Source organism: Flavitalea flava (genome assembly GCF_054461575.1).
The window spans coordinates 118,110-134,541 of the sequence record NZ_JBTLQH010000013.1 but is presented as its reverse complement, the minus strand read 5'-3'; the positions used below and the strand labels follow the sequence as shown (position 1 = coordinate 134,541).

At 45.1% G+C, this 16,432-nt stretch carries 12 protein-coding genes; 6 read left to right on the top strand and 6 right to left on the bottom strand.

The features are described from left to right. Positions 1-21: 21 nt before the first annotated feature. From ACX0G9_RS14305 to ACX0G9_RS14295, 3 genes are all read right to left on the bottom strand, one after another. A complete protein-coding gene (locus tag ACX0G9_RS14305; protein WP_459065601.1) occupies positions 22-2,541 on the bottom strand; it encodes a hypothetical protein in 2,520 nt (839 codons plus the stop codon). A 116-nt stretch (positions 2,542-2,657) separates the two neighbouring features. Continuing rightward, positions 2,658-4,883 (bottom strand): M28 family metallopeptidase, encoded by a 2,226-nt coding sequence (locus ACX0G9_RS14300; protein ID WP_459065600.1) that lies wholly within the window; start codon positions 4,881-4,883, stop codon positions 2,658-2,660. Between the two features lie 113 nt (positions 4,884-4,996). Continuing rightward, positions 4,997-5,455: a methylglyoxal synthase gene (locus tag ACX0G9_RS14295; RefSeq protein ID WP_459065599.1), complete on the bottom strand. Its 459-nt coding sequence runs from the start codon at positions 5,453-5,455 to the stop codon at positions 4,997-4,999. 246 nt (positions 5,456-5,701) lie between these two features. Here ACX0G9_RS14295 and ACX0G9_RS14290 point away from each other — a divergent pair, with 246 nt between their 5' ends. Beyond that, a complete protein-coding gene (locus ACX0G9_RS14290; RefSeq protein ID WP_459065598.1) occupies positions 5,702-6,343 on the top strand; it encodes a T9SS type A sorting domain-containing protein in 642 nt (213 codons plus the stop codon). Positions 6,344-6,704: 361 nt separating this feature from the next. Here ACX0G9_RS14290 and recA read toward each other — a convergent pair whose 3' ends face one another. Continuing rightward, entirely contained in the window at positions 6,705-7,706 is a 1,002-nt protein-coding gene (gene recA, locus ACX0G9_RS14285; RefSeq protein ID WP_459065597.1) for a recombinase RecA, read from the bottom strand. Positions 7,707-7,969: 263 nt separating this feature from the next. On the opposite strand from recA, the gene ACX0G9_RS14280 reads away from it, so the two are divergent. Genes ACX0G9_RS14280 through ACX0G9_RS14270 form a run of 3 tightly spaced genes read left to right on the top strand, consistent with a single transcriptional unit; the run spans position 7,970 to position 10,482 of the window. Beyond that, positions 7,970-8,524 (top strand): RNA polymerase sigma factor, encoded by a 555-nt coding sequence (locus ACX0G9_RS14280; protein WP_459065596.1) that lies wholly within the window; start codon positions 7,970-7,972, stop codon positions 8,522-8,524. Further along, complete coding sequence (locus ACX0G9_RS14275) at positions 8,502-9,356, top strand: hypothetical protein (protein ID WP_459065595.1); 855 nt, start codon at positions 8,502-8,504, stop codon at positions 9,354-9,356. The genes ACX0G9_RS14280 and ACX0G9_RS14275 overlap by 23 nt, the downstream gene beginning before the upstream one ends. 4 nt (positions 9,357-9,360) lie before the next feature. Continuing rightward, positions 9,361-10,482, top strand: coding sequence for a hypothetical protein (locus tag ACX0G9_RS14270; protein ID WP_459065594.1), 1,122 nt, complete (start codon positions 9,361-9,363; stop codon positions 10,480-10,482). Between the two features lie 61 nt (positions 10,483-10,543). Here the strand turns inward: ACX0G9_RS14270 and ACX0G9_RS14265 are convergent, their stop codons facing one another. Then, a complete protein-coding gene (locus ACX0G9_RS14265) occupies positions 10,544-12,340 on the bottom strand; it encodes a DUF885 domain-containing protein (protein WP_459065593.1) in 1,797 nt (598 codons plus the stop codon). A gap of 245 nt (positions 12,341-12,585) precedes the next feature. Here ACX0G9_RS14265 and ACX0G9_RS14260 point away from each other — a divergent pair, with 245 nt between their 5' ends. Next, a complete protein-coding gene (locus ACX0G9_RS14260) occupies positions 12,586-13,452 on the top strand; it encodes an OmpA/MotB family protein (RefSeq protein WP_459065592.1) in 867 nt (288 codons plus the stop codon). 218 nt (positions 13,453-13,670) lie between these two features. Further along, positions 13,671-16,058 carry an ATP-binding protein gene (locus tag ACX0G9_RS14255; RefSeq protein ID WP_459065591.1) on the top strand — a complete coding sequence of 796 codons (2,388 nt, stop codon included), beginning with the start codon at positions 13,671-13,673 and terminating at the stop codon, positions 16,056-16,058. On the opposite strand, the gene ACX0G9_RS14250 is transcribed toward ACX0G9_RS14255, so the two are convergent. Then, a complete protein-coding gene (locus ACX0G9_RS14250; RefSeq protein WP_459065590.1) occupies positions 16,055-16,405 on the bottom strand; it encodes a hypothetical protein in 351 nt (116 codons plus the stop codon). The genes ACX0G9_RS14255 and ACX0G9_RS14250 overlap by 4 nt on opposite strands. Positions 16,406-16,432 lie beyond the last annotated feature (27 nt).

Sequence of the window (16,432 nt, the reverse complement as noted above, 5' to 3'; positions counted from 1 at the left end):
ACATAACCGGATTGAATTTGTTCAGGGAGACTTTTTTAATGCTTTTTTAAAAGGGTCCCAGCTTATATTCAGCTTTCCATCTTCTCCCGTTTTTGCGCGAAGTCTTAGTGACACGCCTGTCTTACTGTTGGTCCCTTTGTTGGTGAGCGGATTGTCGGTTTTCCTTTTTTTCAGGTTGCTTAAGGGAACCTGAATGCTAAGATCAGCCCCTTTTTTCCAATCATAAAACCCTTCTGTGAAAAGGCTAAAGGCAGTAGATTGTATTTCCATCCGGTGAATATAAAGCGTAGTGCTGTCCAGATCCAACTGATTTTTTAATTCCGCAAAACGTATTTCAGAAAGATCCCGGTTCTTTAAGAAAGATTCCTGTATTTTGGCCATCGGTTCATAATTCAGCAGTTGCCCATCCTTAATGCTGAAGATCACGGTTCCTTTCAGGCTTTTGTTCACGATTTCAGCTTTGTAGTTTAACCTGCCGGTCATTTTTGCATCGGCTGTTAGTCTTCCTTTCAGGTTTTTATCGACAAGCCCTTTTTGCCCAAAATTATTAAAGGACCGGAAAAGCTCAGGGAGGTCTACCTGTTCCAGATGTGATTGAAGGGAGAACGGATTGTTCGTGCTATTCTGCAATCGGCGAATAGTAGCGCTCAGACTCAGGGATCCCGTCTTTTGCTCTACCTCCAGCTTATTCAGTTGGATCTCTTTATTGCTAAATAAAATATTTGCTTTCGCATGGGCACCGGAAAATTTTTGGTAATGGATATCGGCTGCTTCCAGCTGGAGGCGAATGACCCCATCCTGTAAAAAACGGTCAACGCGTGCGGAAACCGTTTGAAAAGGGACCTTCTTTTTTCGGACAGAAGCCGCAGCACCAGCCCCTCCTGTTCCGGCACCCGCCGCATTTGCCGTTTCTACAGGTTTGCCGGCGATTGCCGTAAAGTCCTGCAGATCCAGGTGTGGAGACGAAAGATTCAGGTTCATATTCAGGTTCTCGGGATCCCTGTCTATGAGGGTAACCAGATTGATGATATTGCCTTTCAACAAAATCTTGCTGCTTCCGGCACGTGCTTCCAGCTGATCGATGAAAAAGTCCTGGTCTTTAAAATGGATACGACCTGTTCCGCCGGTCAGCAGAAGACCATAGGGAATATAATTTATGGCCGCCGAATCGAGATCGATCCGGCCATTGATAGAGGCAACGGTACTGTCATTGGCGGAGAGCGGACCCTTATAGGATAGGTTTAAGGTGCAACTGCCTTTTTGCAATTGAAGAGTTTTGCTGCCTGAAAGTTCATTTAATTGCGATAGACCGAACGATGAATGCAGATCGCAGTCCAGGACAGGCATACGGAGATTGGTGATCGAAAGGGTATCGGCTTTTAATGGTATGTTTTCCCAGGATCCGGTGAACGAAAGGAGGCGGATCCCGGAGTTTTCATCCTCTCTTGGCTGGCGATGTACCCATTCATTAGTAAAGCTTCCCTTGAAAGATGCGTTGGTAAAACGCCCCACAGGAGTAGTGATTGTTCCCTTTTCCAGGGTGAGCCCCACGTTGATCAGCGGTTTTGGGTCATCTGCTGAACCGGCATCGATCAGGGCATTCACGCTTACAGGATTATCGATATCATATTGATCCAGTTTCTCCCGTAGGGCAGGGGTCAGTAATGATGTTATTTTCCTGTAGGAAATGGGGTCTGTCTGGATGGTGAGATTAAATGGGTCAGGAGAAACGGCCGGGAAAAAACGTGCGGAAAACCGAAAAGGGTCGCCGTCGATCTTCAGGGTAATTTCTTTGGCCTGGATGATTTTGCTGCCGGTATTGAATCCAAGTGTAAATCGACCGATGAGGGGTTTGTCTTTCAAAAAACTTCCTTTTTCTGTATTCAGACAGAAGTTCTTCACCAACAGATCGAGGTCCAGTTGAAGCAATAGATTTTTAGTATTGTCGCCGCTCTTATCATTTTTGACCAGCAGATCCAGGTGGCTGATATTGAAATGAAATAATTTGCGGCGATCCAGATTTTCAAGAATAAACTGACTGTTTGAAAGGGAGAGGGCAGGGACCGGCTTTCCTCCTGCCTCTTTGCCTCCTTGCACTCCCTCCGGTTTTTCCCGGGTGATAAGATCCCGGAGCAGACTGGTATTCGAATAACCCATGGAATCCGTGAACAGATAAATAACCCCTTGTTGAATAAATACTTTATTTACCCGTGGATGACCGGTAAACAAACTAAAGAAAGAGAGACGAACAAAAACATGTTCTGCATTCAACATGTCATGGTGATGTTGCGGCCATAAACTGTCATGCAGGGCTACTTTTGTAAAATGAAGACTTATCTCGGGGAAATGGCGGAAAAGAGAAATATCTATATCTCCGATAAGGGCTTCTCCATTGACCCTTTTGTTAAGTTCACTTCTTGCTTTTTGAAGAATCGACGCTTTGTTAAAAAGAACATAACCCCCTATCAGGATCCAGACCAGGATCAATAGGGAAAGGATCCCCCCGGCGATGCGCAACGTATATCGTAATGTTTTATTCAACAGTATGCATTTGTAAATTACGAAATCTCAGGCTTTTACCGGGGAAAGACCGGTCTTAAATAACCGAATGGCAAAAAAAAAATCCCGGATGAAGCCGGGATTTGAGTTTGGATGAATTATGGGTTAATCCCATTCAGGTACGCTGAGAATTTTTTGAGGACGGTGGCAGTAATCTCGATCTGTTCCTGCGCCTCTTTCCAGTTACGCTGTTCGATTGCTTCCCGTATACCCGGTAAGGTCTTTACGCCATACCCGGTATAAAATCCCGGGGCATAAATGGCATGCCGGTACCAGGAGCGGCGGGGAAGGCCGTTTTCGGTTAAAAGTTGCTGTTCGGCTTTATAAAGAGCGGTGTTAACCTCATCCCGTTTGTTTTCAGACAGGTCGGATATTTCCAGGGACGCTGAAAGACGGGTGGTCGATTTTTCCAGCCCGCTTAGGGCGTTCTGCAAGGATGCAAAATTCAGAAAAGGAACTTCATCCTTTGGAACAGGAGGCAGCAGGGTCACTGTCGGGTCTCCCGCATATCCATAATGTTTTTCTTTTATCAGTTGATTCTCCAGCGAAGTATTTTCTCTTAATTGATCAAGCTGGCTGATAAGATCGCTGGCATAACCATTGACGGTCTTATAAAAGGATTTAAAATCAAATGGGAGAAGTGGAGCGTTTGCCAGGCGCAGACTGGTTCGGCCTGCCGTTTGAGCCAATGTTACGCCATATTGAAACCCGGGGTCCTTAAAACGACGATAATCATCATAAGAATCATAAATGGAATGATATTCTCCACCTGGATCTTCTCCTCCAAACGCCAGGTTGAACGAAGGTATGCCGATATGCTGCAGAAAGGGCGAGAAGTCGGAGCCGGAGCCCAGAGCCCCGATCGTAAAGGTTTTTTTGGACAACAACTCTTTTTTGAGTTTGTTATTTGTTCCTGCTTCGATAAGGTCATGGGACCTTTTTCGTTCTGCAATGCTGATATGGGTTTCCGGATCGATGACATCCCGGGCCACTTCGTTGATAAAAGGCTCCAGGGCATGAGAACCTTCCGCACCTAAAAAACCCCTGCCGTTCCCGTCCGAATTAATATAGGCCACCGCTTTTTTTTGAAGTTCTGCGCTATGATACTCTACCCATTCTGTAGACCCCAGGAGACCGGGTTCTTCTCCGTCCCAGGCACAATATACCATGGTACGTTTAGGTTTCCAGCCAGTTTTGACCAGTTCTCCAATCGATCTGGCTTCCTCCAGCATGGCTGCCTGTCCACTAAGCGGGTCTCCTGCTCCGTTTACCCAACCATCATGGTGATTGCCCCGTATTACCCACTCGTCGGGCAATTGACTGCCTGGCAATTTTGCGACAACATCATGAATGGGTTTTATATCCCAGTTAAAAACCAGTTTGAGATGTACGGTGGTTTTTCCGGGACCGATATGATAGGTAAAGGGAAGGGCGCCTCTCCATTCCTCCGGCGCTACCGGACCTTCCAGGGCTTTTAGTAAGGGCGCGGCGTCATGATAACTGATGGGGAGAACGGGTATCTTCAGGATAGTGGTCACGTCTTTCCGATCCAGTCTTTTGGCATCTTTTGTCGCTCCGATACCGGGTGTTAGCGGGTCGCCCGGATAGGTAGGCATATCCATGACCGAACCTCTTTGTACGCCGTACTCGCTCTTAAAAGCACCTTTCGGATAGACATCCCCTTCGAAATAGCCGTCATCTTTCGGATCTGAGTAAATGATACAACCGATGGCGCCATGCTCCTGCGCTACCTTGGGTTTGATCCCGCGCCAGGAACGGCCGTATTTGGCGATTACGATCTTTCCTTTTACCGTAATGCCCATTCGTTCCAGGAGGTCATAATCCCCCGGCAAGCCATAATTGACAAAGACCAGATCACCGGTTACATCTCCATCGGGTGACCAGCAATTATAAGTAGGTAATTGTTCCCGGGTCTGTCCGGAAGTGGCGTCTTCCTTTAAGGCGGGTTCAGCCAGTAAAGCTTTATAAGGAACCGGGCCGGTCATTTCGAGCAAACGTTCCTTTGGAGTGGGAAATAACACATAGAAGGTTTCTATTTCCGTATCATAACCCCAGCTTTTGAATTTATTATAAATAAAGTCAGCTACGGCCTGTCCGCCTGGCGAGCCCACATGGTGGGGGTGTGCAGACATAATTCTGATAAAACTGTCGACGTTTTTTGCCAGCAGGTAACTATCGAATTTTTCTTCCAGGGCGAACTCCTGTTTGGCGGCTGTTTCCGGGTAGCCGGAAAGGGATTTCGGTTGAGCCCATGCTAAAGAGGTCAATAGCAAGGCGCTACAGGTGAATAACTGTTTTCTCATGTGTAATAATTGAAATTGATTCTATGGAAAATAAATAATCTTTTCATTATTTCCATTTAATATTCCGGGAGAGGGGAGGATTGGTTAAATGACGGGAAGACTGGTCAGGGGTCTCATTTTTGAAGACGTTTAATATATTGACTATAATCCGGAAGAATGATATCATAGTCTTCGTACATGAGGGGAGATGTAAGGATAAAATCAGCCGAGGAGCGGTCCATCGCGATCGGAATATTCCAGGCAACCCCTAACCGCAAAAGAGCTTTAATGTCCGGGTCATGTGGCTGGGCTTCCATCGGATCCCAAAAAAAGATAAGCACGTCGATCTTTCCTTCAGCGATCCGGCTTCCGATCTGTTGATCGCCCCCAAGCGGGCCGCTTAAGAACTTGCTGACCGATTGACCTAAGGACTGCTCCAATAATTTCCCGGTCGTACCTGTACCGTATAATCTGTGTTTGGATAAGGCCGTCCGGTTATAAAAGGCCCATTCGATTAATTCGCTTTTTTTGTTATCGTGTGCTACCAGGGCTATTCGTTTGGCCGGGCTCATTTTTCTGATGGTGGGTTGCATGACTGCTTTTGATTTATGGTATTACCTGTCAACTGTTTGTTCCGAAAAATTAAGATGGGAAGATAACCCGGTTTTAAGAAAAATATAACAACAATAAAGAAATTTTAAATGGAGAACTTCGTTTTGGCCTCTGTTGAAGATACAGGGTTGACTGAAGAATATTATTTGTCTTTCGATGGCTGGCCCTTATTAGGCATGGAATTTGCTTACTCAACCTTCCCCTGACCTTTTTACTAATTACCGTCTATGAATAAGGTTTTTTTACTTACTCTGATTACGCTTTGCTGTTGTTTTGCTTCACGTGCACAACAACCGGAGGTAGTTCCCGATTCTCTCGCTGATGCAATGCAGACGCAGTCTACCGGGAAGGACGGTGTATTCGTAAGTTTTTCTGCCGAAGTAAAAGAGTATAATAAAGTAGGATTACAATGGGATGTGGACAGTGTGGAAGAAGGTGATTATTTTATCATTGAGCGTGCTACCGATGGAAATCAATACGAAACGATCGGCGCCATACGTAAGACAGGTACAAGTAATCATTATGAACTGACCGATATTGCACCGCCAAACGGAACTGATTTTTACCGGATCAAATATAGCCCGCAGGGCGGAAGTCCCATCTATTCAAAAGCAGTACAGGTAAGCTTATCCGGCAATGTCGATTTTAAATTCTACCCCAACCCCGTTGATAAATTACTGATCATCCGTACTGCGCATGCGGTAGAAATTCAGGTGATAGATGCGGTAGGAAACAGCCGTCTGAACAAAAGATTAAATCCGGGAATACAAGTTATTAATATTTCCTTTTTGGAAAGAGGACGATATATCCTGCGAGTTGCTGATAAAGAGAGCAATAAGATCATTTCCAATCAACTTTTGAAGAATTAAAATAACCTTAAAAAAAAGATTACCGGAAAATGGTATTGCAGATTTGATTTGAATCCTCTACCTTTATCTCGGTTTTTCATAGGATATTGGATTTTAAAACGGGGTTGAATTTCTATTCAGACCCCTTTTTTATTTCCTGTAACGAAAGCGAAGATTTTAGAGCCTCGAAAACATTGAATGACTGAAGATTAGATGAGGCGTTCTTTTCTGTTCAACCCCCTGGTCTGTATAGAAAATCCGCGAGAAAATCCGGAATGCAGTGACACAGCACCAGGGCGTTTGGGTAAAATGAAATTTACAAAAAAAGGCTCCGGTAGATACCAGAGCCGTTATACTTACTAACCCAATTAAAATCTTCAGATTAAGCCGCTTGCATTTCTTTTACTTTCTCACGGATCTTCGTTTCAATTTCTGCAGCCAGCTCGGGATTATCGTGTAATAATTGTTTTACCGTATCCCTTCCTTGTCCCAGTTTATCACTGCCATAGCTGAACCAGCTTCCGCTTTTTTGAACAATACCCAGTTCCACGCCCATGTCGACAATTTCACCCATTTTTGAAATACCTTCTCCAAAAACGATATCGAATTCTGCTGCCCGGAATGGAGGAGCCACTTTGTTTTTGACCACTTTTACCTTTACCCGGTTACCCACTGCCTCATCACCGTCCTTGATCTGAGCCATTCTCCGGATGTCCAGGCGTACCGAGGCATAGAATTTCAAAGCATTACCACCGGTCGTGGTCTCGGGATTACCAAACATGACCCCGATCTTTTCACGTAACTGGTTGATAAAAATGCAGATGGTATTCGTTTTGCTAATGGTCGCCGTAAGTTTCCTGAGGGCCTGGGACATCAATCGGGCCTGAAGACCCATTTTACTGTCTCCCATTTCCCCTTCCAATTCACCTTTGGGAACCAGGGCTGCAACCGAGTCAATGACCACAACATCGAGCGCTCCTGACAGGATCAGCCGGTCGGCGATCTCAAGGGCCTGCTCGCCGTAATCCGGCTGGGAAATAAGCAAATTGTCGATATCCACGCCCAATTTCAGGGCATATGCACTGTCAAAAGCGTGTTCAGCATCGATAATTGCGCACATGCCGCCTTTCTTTTGCGCTTCTGCAATAATATGTATGGCAAGAGTGGTTTTACCGGAAGATTCCGGGCCATATATTTCAACCACCCTTCCCTTTGGCAAACCGCCTACGCCAAGGGCCACATCCAAACCAATGGATCCCGTGGAAATGACTTCCATGGCGTCCTGGCTTTTTTCATTCATCATCATCACACTCCCCTTCCCGAAATCCTTATCTATTTTGTCCATCGTCAGCTTTAAAGCCTTGAGTTTTTCTGCGTTTGACATAATCGTTGATTTTTTGTTCTACCAAAATTATTGATTAAGTGAAGGTAGAATAATTATTTTATACACACTAATTATTTTAGTATTTTACTAACTAATTTTTTTGGCCGGACTTGACCGGGTGGTTATTTTTTCAAAACACTTTTAGGAAACCTTATCGGGCAAGGTTCCGGTAATACAGAAGCAATCTTTTCTTGCCCGGGCAACCGGATATCCGTAAACTGCATTTAGCTATATAAATACCACGTAACAGACTTTTTTACGAAATGGAGATAATTGAATGGATCACAGAGGCAAAATCAGGTAGTGCTGCGGCCCAAAAATGCCTTTTTGACCTCCTGGCAGACAGGATGATGGTTGTTTGCTGCCGTTATGTAAAAAACAAGGAAGACGCAGAGGAATTGGTTTTGGACGGATTCTTTAAGTTTTTTACTCACTTATCCGGATTTCAATACCAGGGAGAAGCGGCTTTATTTGCCTGGTTAAAAAAGATCATGGTCAGGGAATGCCTGATGTTTCTTCGGAAAAAGAATGCTTTTGCCCTTCTGACTTATTCGGAAACTCCTGACATTCCCTTTGAAGAGGACGGACTTGCTAATTTATCTGCAGAAGAGATCTTCTCCCTGATCGTTCAATTGCCGGTAGGTTACCGTACTGTTTTTAATCTGTATGTAATGGAGGGGTTCGAACATAAAGAGATCGGGGAAGAATTGGGAATTGCGGAAGGGACTTCCAAATCGCAACTCAGCAAAGCCAAAATATTATTAAAAAAGTTGCTAATACAAAAAGGGGTCAATTATGTCAAAAGAAAAACCCGATGATTTTTCATCCTGGAGCGAAAGGCTGGAACGACGTGAAGGGATTTCGGGGCTGAGCCTGGCAGACAAGGGGGCCGCCTGGGAAAAACTGTATGGCAGGCTGAAGCAGCAGCAACATAGGCCGACGTCACAAAAGGACCATATGCTCCGGAAAGACCCAACGGGTCAAAAGGACCCGGTCCTCCAAAAAGGAAGAATCGCAGGGTCCTGGTTTTGGATCGCCGCTGCCTGCCTGTTTATAGCGCTTATCCCCGCTGCCATTCTGTTTAAAGGGGTTATCCAAAATAAAAACGGCGAAAGCCAAAAGGACAGGAACATGGCCATCGGGACAGATTCAAAATTACCGGCCGACCCGGCATCTCTGGAAACCCTGGCGATGCCTGCAAATCCGGCGCACAAAAAAAAGGGCACGCGGAAGCCGTTAAACAATACAAAACCTGAGTTTCCCGATACAACGGCTGACCAGACCTTATCTTCCAAAACCCGGCAAGAGCAAGAGATTTTAACCGGGAAAGAAACTTCCGGGGTTTCAACTTTTTCAGCGGGAGATTCAGCTTTTTTATCCGCAATGCCCTTTGTCAGGGCTGTTGACTCCGGGCTGCATATTGCCCAACAACCTGTTTTCCACCCAAAAAGGAAAATAGCATTAAGAGTAGTTCATATAAATGAAATAAATGAGCCCGCAATAACAGGACCTTCTTTAACCAGCCTTCCGGCGGAAGGAGGATTCCGGATCAACCTGGGTTACCGGGGGAGGCTCAGTCATCCATCGGTTGCGGCTTTCCAGCCAGATCCATCTTTTCTGAAAATTAAAACGTCTTCTCAAAACCAGTAAAAACATGAATAAAACAATTAGGCTGGTGCTTGGCCTTCTAAGCATCACGGGGATCGTTTGTGCCCAGGAAAACAAAAATACCGGCACCACCGGCGCAGATAAAATCTTCGAACTTCCCCCATATAGCATTGAAAGACGGTTTCGCATCGATCTGGAAAAAGGAAATGTCCTGCAGATTGAACTGGGACAATTGTCCGATCTGGAAAAGTTCACCAATATCGATTCCCTGTTGCTGGTTTTCCTCAACGACATGAAAAATTTCTCCGATTCCCTGTCCGATCACCTGTCTTCGAAACGCATTGATTATATAATGGATGCCTCCGGGAAAAAAAAGATCCGTTTCAGACAGTTCCGTCCGGATGGGAGTAGCTTTTTATTGGGCCAGGGTGAACCGGCCGCGTTGAAACTGGAGCAGGATACCATTAATATCATTTTTATCTACCATTCGCCGGGTAAGCCCTCCGGGCATGCGGCCTTCGTGGTTCACTACGATCAGATAAGCCTTTACCTTAATCAGTACAATGAATTAGTGAATTACGTCACTGGTGGATTAAACTCCAAAATGAGTTGGCTTCAGAAGAACCTGTCAGGCAACTGGACCCGGGATAAGACCGGAAAACTATACCTGGTGGCAGACCCCTCCATCACCGCTCCTATGGACAGAGGTCATGTTTCTCCTGTCAATGATTACCTGTCCCCGGCTATTTTTGCGAATGCACAAAACTATAAAAACCTTTTTGCCCCTTCTTTAAGCCTGGGAGCCTTTTTACATATCAATCACGGAAGGACTGTTCATGAACTGGGTTTTTATTGGGAACCTGTTTTTCTTTTCGCATCCAATACCCAAGGCCATCTGCAGACCTATCGCAATGATTTTCTCGTCGTCACTTATGTAAGGGAGCTGGCCAATGAAAAGGATCAGGGTAAAGATGAATTTCTCAAACCCGCAATTTCCCTCGGTTATAAAATATATAATCAGGGTGAGTATTTTGAGAAAAACAGTTTCCGGCTAGGGACAGGAAGGCTGAAGTTATTTCAGGGGAAAACGATACTGGAACCATGTATCTATTTCCATGATTTTTTTAGGGGTGTAACTCCCGGCCTGAGAATAAGTCTTAGATTTTAAAACAAAGACAAATAACCGTTTCAGCAGGGAATATCCGAAAAAGGAACGCTAAGGCAAAAGCCTATTGAATTTTCTTTTCCCAGCCATCCATTTTCTTTTCCAGGACTTCCAGCGGCATGCATCCATCTTTAAGGATCTCGTCATGAAAATCAGCCAGGCGGAATTTGTCTTTCAGGTCTGCCTGGTATTTATTACGGAGTGCCCTTATTTTAAGGGCGCCGATCTTATATCCTAATGCCTGTCCCGGGATCGCCATATAACGTTCGATCTCGGCTGTTGCACCTTCCTCACTGATGGCCTCATTGTCCATCATATATTTTATAGCTTCTTCACGGGTCATGCCTTTGGTATGAATGGCTACATCCACTACCAAACGGATAGCGCGATGTATTTCATCACCCAGGGAACCCATATACTGGTAAGGATCTGTATATAGACCTAATTCTTTCCCCAGTGATTCGCAATACAGGGCCCATCCTTCCTGGTATGCGTTGTTCCCTCCGAAACGGCGGAAGGATGGCAGGAGCGTGTCTTCCTGTTGAAGGGAGATCTGGTAATGATGACCGGGAATAGCTTCATGCAGAAACAGGGATTCCATGCCGGAAGTAGTATTGAAACGGGTGGCATCCAGTATGGGAATATAAAAGATACCCGGACGTTTGCCATCCGCGGAACCTTGGTTGTATTCTGCACTTGCGCTTGCCGCACGAAAAGCCTCCGTCTGCCTTATCTCAAACCCGGTTTTAGGGGTATGATTGAACATTTTTTTCAATTGTGGCTGCATAGTTTGATGAATAGTCTCAAAAGCAGCCAATACTTCTCCGGGTGTTTTATAAGGTGTGAATTTTTTATCCGTTCTCATATAAGAAAAAAATGCAGGCAGATCTCCCTTAAACCCAACCAGTTTTCGAACACTATCCATGTTCTTTCGGATACGGGCTACTTCATTAAGACCGGTCTCATAGATCTCTGCCGGAGATTTTGATGTCGTGGTCTGATCCCTGACCAGGTAGGCGTAATAGGCGTCTCCATTGGGTAAAGACCCAATTCCGGAAGAGTTTCTTGCCTTTGCCAGGTATTCGTTCTTTAGGAAATCAGCCAATTTTTTGTAGGCCGGGACAAGTTCTCTGCTGATCAGCTTTACATAAGCTTCCCGTAAGTTTTTTACAGCAGCAGTGTCCGTAAAGTCCTTAAGTTTGGCAACAGGACCATAAAAAAGACTTTTTTCCGGTTTGTCTGTAACCATGGCCTCCATCTGGGGAATTATTTTAAGCACTAAAGTGCGCGGCAGCACAAAGCCCGAATCCATTCCTTTCCTGAAATAGACGATTGCACTATCCACCCAGGGACCAAATGCGTTTGCCCGGCGGATCCAGTCTTCATGGTCCTTAAGCGTGCGGAATGGCTGAAATCCTTCCCCGCTGCCCAATTGACCAAGAGTCAGCGGTAAGGCATAGAACTGATTGAAGGGAATATAATTGCTGTGATAATTCAACCCATCAAGACGTGTTCTCACTTCCCAGCCGAGGATGGCATAACTAAGGCCGTCATTTTCATTCAGGGTCGACGGATCCAAGCGGATAAGTTCGTCCCGAAACGACATATAGAATTTTTTTAATGAGTCCCGGTAATTGTCGGTAAACTCGGCCGGCAATAAATCATTGTACCGATCCTCTCCATTTTGTGTGGCGAGTAAAGGGGAAAGCCTCATCTGCCCTGCATAATAATCGTCCAGGAGCCTGGCAAACTCTTTATTGTTCCCACCGGTATTGTGCTGTTCAGCCGGTTGATTTTTCGGCATCAGTTTACAGGAGGCGAGTAATAAGGCTAAAGATGCAATTAAAAATAAATGTCTCATTGCGCATATCATTTAATAAATAAAAATATACAAGCAAAATAATCATGGCAAATTAGCTGAATAAGCCTTCTTAAATCCGTAATTCGCCTTACAGCTGTAAAATTGGCATTAAATTAGCCTTAATTTTATCAGTAACAAATTAGCTTATTTAGTTTGTTCAATTATCTTTGACGTTCTTATTCCCGATCGCATAATCATTAGCGGTGAAAGAATAATTTAAAAAATTTAAAAAAAAGGATATTACTATGAAGCTTAAACAAACCCTGTTGTTCGTCGCCCTTTCCGTTTTTATGTTTTCCTGTGTCAGTAGCAAAAAATACAAATCTGCCTTGGGAAAGATCGATTCTTTGACCGCCGCTAATGCAAAACTGGCCGGGGATCTGAAAAATTGTACGGATCTGACCGCTTCGGATGCCACCAAGCAGGCAGCTCTTCAGGCCCAGATCGATGCGCTAAACAAACAAATCGATTTCCTGAAACAGAATCATGATGCGACCCTGTCACAATTGCAGAGTTTGTCGGTAATTTCCAACTCACAGGCTGAAAGCATTAAAAAATCTCTTGACAACATTGGTTCCAAGGATGCTTACATTCAAAATCTGCAAGCGGAACTCGCTCATAAAGACTCTCTGAATATGGCCCTGGTGATGAACCTGAAAGGTGCTATCGGCAACCTGGATGACAAGGACATCAATATCAAGGTCGACAAAGGCGTAATTTATATCGACATATCTGATAAATTGCTCTTTAAGAGCGGCAGCTACGATGTAACGGAAAGCGCAAAGGTTGTATTGGGTAAAGTAGCAACCGTGCTTAAAGCTCAACCAGAAATCGAATTCCTGGTTGAAGGCCATACCGATAACAAAGCTTACCACAGGCCTGGTTTACTTAAGGATAACTGGGATCTCAGCGTAAAACGCGCTACTTCCGTTGTAAGGATCCTGCAAAAACAATATGGACTGGACCCCGCTCATATTACAGCAGCTGGTCGCGGCGAATATGTTCCAGTATCAGCTAACGATACAGAAGAAGGACGTGCAGCTAACCGTCGTACCCGTATCGTGATCCTGCCTCAGCTGGATCAGTTCTTCAAATTGCTGGAGAAGAAATAAACTGATATATATTAAATAGATTATATAAAAAAAGGGGCCATCCGGCCCCTTTTTTTGCGTCATAGTGCAATAAAAATTTAGCACCGTGACGCAAAAGCTCTTATTATTGAGCAAGCTCAAGGGGCCATCCGGCCCCTTTTTTTATACCCCCTATATCATTTTATGATCGTAAGAGCGTTATGTATAAGTCGATCAAAATGAATTAGTAGGCGGCTTTTATGAGACCAACCTTGCTGAAAATAGTGTGTTCTTTGCTGAGTGCCCTTTTTTTCCTTCCATGTCTGGCAGGCAAGGAGGGGGCGCCAATTGCCCAAAATGGGGTATTGGATCTGCGCAACATAGATTTTTCTGATAAAAGGGTGGCTCTCGATGGCCAATGGAATTTCTATTGGAATCAATTGCTGCCTCCTGATAGCCTGAAGACCGCAACCGGAGGAATACTCGTCCCTTACCCCTGCTTATGGAAAGATCTTCGGCTGAATGGGCGGCCAATTCCTTCCCAGGGTTTTGCCACCTATACGCTTACCATTCTCCTTCCTGAAAAAAGGGGCAGGATTGGCTTTGAGGTACCCGATGTTTATTGTGCATACAAATTATTTGTAAACGGTGTAACGCAGGCACAGAACGGTGTTCCCGGTAAGACCACTGAAGAAGCCACTCCTTTTTGGGCAACACGTACTATTGTGCTACCGCCCGGAGAACCGGATACACTGGTTCTGGTGATGCAAATGTCCAATTTCTGGCATGCTAAGGGAGGAACCTACAAACAAATATGGATTGGAGACAAGGACCTCCTGTTTCTGAAAAAAAACAGAGATTATGCCTATGACCTGATATTGGCAGGTTGTATGTTCATGGGCGGTTTATTTTTCCTGGGGTTATACGTTTTTGGCCGCCATGATAAAACGACCCTGTATTTTTCCCTTTTTTGCGTTTTTTATACTTACCGGATGGTGGGCACCAATGCCTATGTATTGCACAACCTTTTTGCCAACCTGAACTGGTTCGTTACCATCCGTCTCGAATATATCAGTTTATCCCTTTGCGCCTTCCTTTTCACCAGATATACGCAGCACCTTTATCCGGATGATGCCCATCCGCTTATCATGAAGTATATGGGATGGTTCTGTATGGCTTATAGTGTCCTGATTGCGCTGGCCCCTCCCATGATCTTCACCCGGTTCCTGAATATTTTTCTGGTCATCATGTTCCTGTGCACCTCTTATGCTTTGTATGTTTTTTTCCAGGCAGCCAGGCATAAACGAAGCGGCTCTTTGTTTGCCCTGCTCAGCACAGCGGTTATGTTAGGAATATTTTTCCTGATCAACATGGAATATTTTGGGATTATTACTTCCATGAAAGCCGTGGTCTTTACGGGGTATATTTCCTTTTTCTTCCTGCAGTCACTTGCTTTATCCCATCGGTTTGCCCATACCTTCAAACAAGCCCATTTCAAGGCCCAGCAAGGCCTGAAGGCCAAGTCGGAGTTCCTGTCCACTATGTCACATGAGATCCGTACGCCTCTGAATGCAGTGATCGGGATGACCCATCTTTTGCTTCGTAATGAACCCCGGGGAGACCAGAAAGAGGATCTTGACGTATTGTTATTCTCTGCCAATAACTTGTTATCCATCGTTAATAATATTCTTGATTATAATAAAATTGAGGAGGGAAAGATCGGCTTCGAAAATATTCCCCTGGATCTTTCTGTCATCGCGCACAATATTGTTGCGGGATTAAAAGGGGCAGCAGAAGAAAAAGGGGTGCAACTGCTGTTCCGGATCGATGAGCGTCTGGATAAAAAGCTGATCGGCGATCCCACCCGCACCATCCAGGTAATAACGAACCTTGTGCATAATGCGATAAAATTCACACGGGAAGGATCCGTTTGCTTAAAAATTCAGGTGGATTCTCTTACGGCGGATGCGGCGACCCTTACCATCCTGGTGGAAGATACCGGCATTGGGATAGCTCCCGAAAAACAACATATGATCTTTGACCGGTTTACGCAGGCGGATTCTTCCACCTCCCGCAGTTATGGCGGTACCGGACTGGGCCTGGCCATTACCAAACGCATATTGGAATTGCAAAAAGTGACCTTACAATTAAAGAGCGAGCCCGGAAAAGGGTCTGTCTTCTTTTTTACGCAAACCTTTCCGTTAAGTACGGAAAATGCAGGGGAAGGGCAGACCTGTTTTCAGGCGGCCAAACAGGATAAACAATTACAGGGAATTTGTTTATTGTTGGTGGAAGATAATCCGCTGAATGTGTTGGTTGCACAGACTATCCTGGAAAAAAGCGGGGCTTTGGTCGAAGTCGCCGGAAACGGGTATGAGGCACTTGAAAAACTGGATTCTTCCCGCCACCATTTAGTATTGATGGATCTGCATATGCCGGTGATGGATGGATATGAGGCGACAATCTTATTACGCAAAAGAGGAGAGACCCTGCCCATCATCGCACTTACCGCCAGCACGCCAAAGGAAGTAGAAAGCGAAGCCTTCGCGGCCGGCTTGACGGATGTCATGGTAAAACCATTCAACCCCGATGATCTGTACCGGGTGATATTACAATATGCCAGGCAGGGTATCCCGGAAAATTCTTAGACACTCTTTGGACCATCGGTCTTAGGGCCATCGCTCTTCGGGCCTTCAGTCTTTCCGGGAGCTTCGTCATGTCCTCCCATGACCTTACTCCAAAGACCCTTGGCTTTATCTGCCAGGTCCTGCAATTTTTCACCGGCCTCACCTAACTTTTCCTGAACCTCGTCTTTTAAATGGTTCAATTCTTCTTTGGTTTCCCCTGATTTTACTTTATTCCAGGTTTCTTCTGCCTTTTGTTTGAGGTGTTCAGCCAGCTCATCGGCCTTGTTGGATAGATCATGCAGCTTTTCAGCGGCCTCGTCTTTCAATGCATTGGCTTTATTAGCCCAGGAATCATTTGTGTCTGGCATAACAAAATTTTTAAAATGATAAAATCA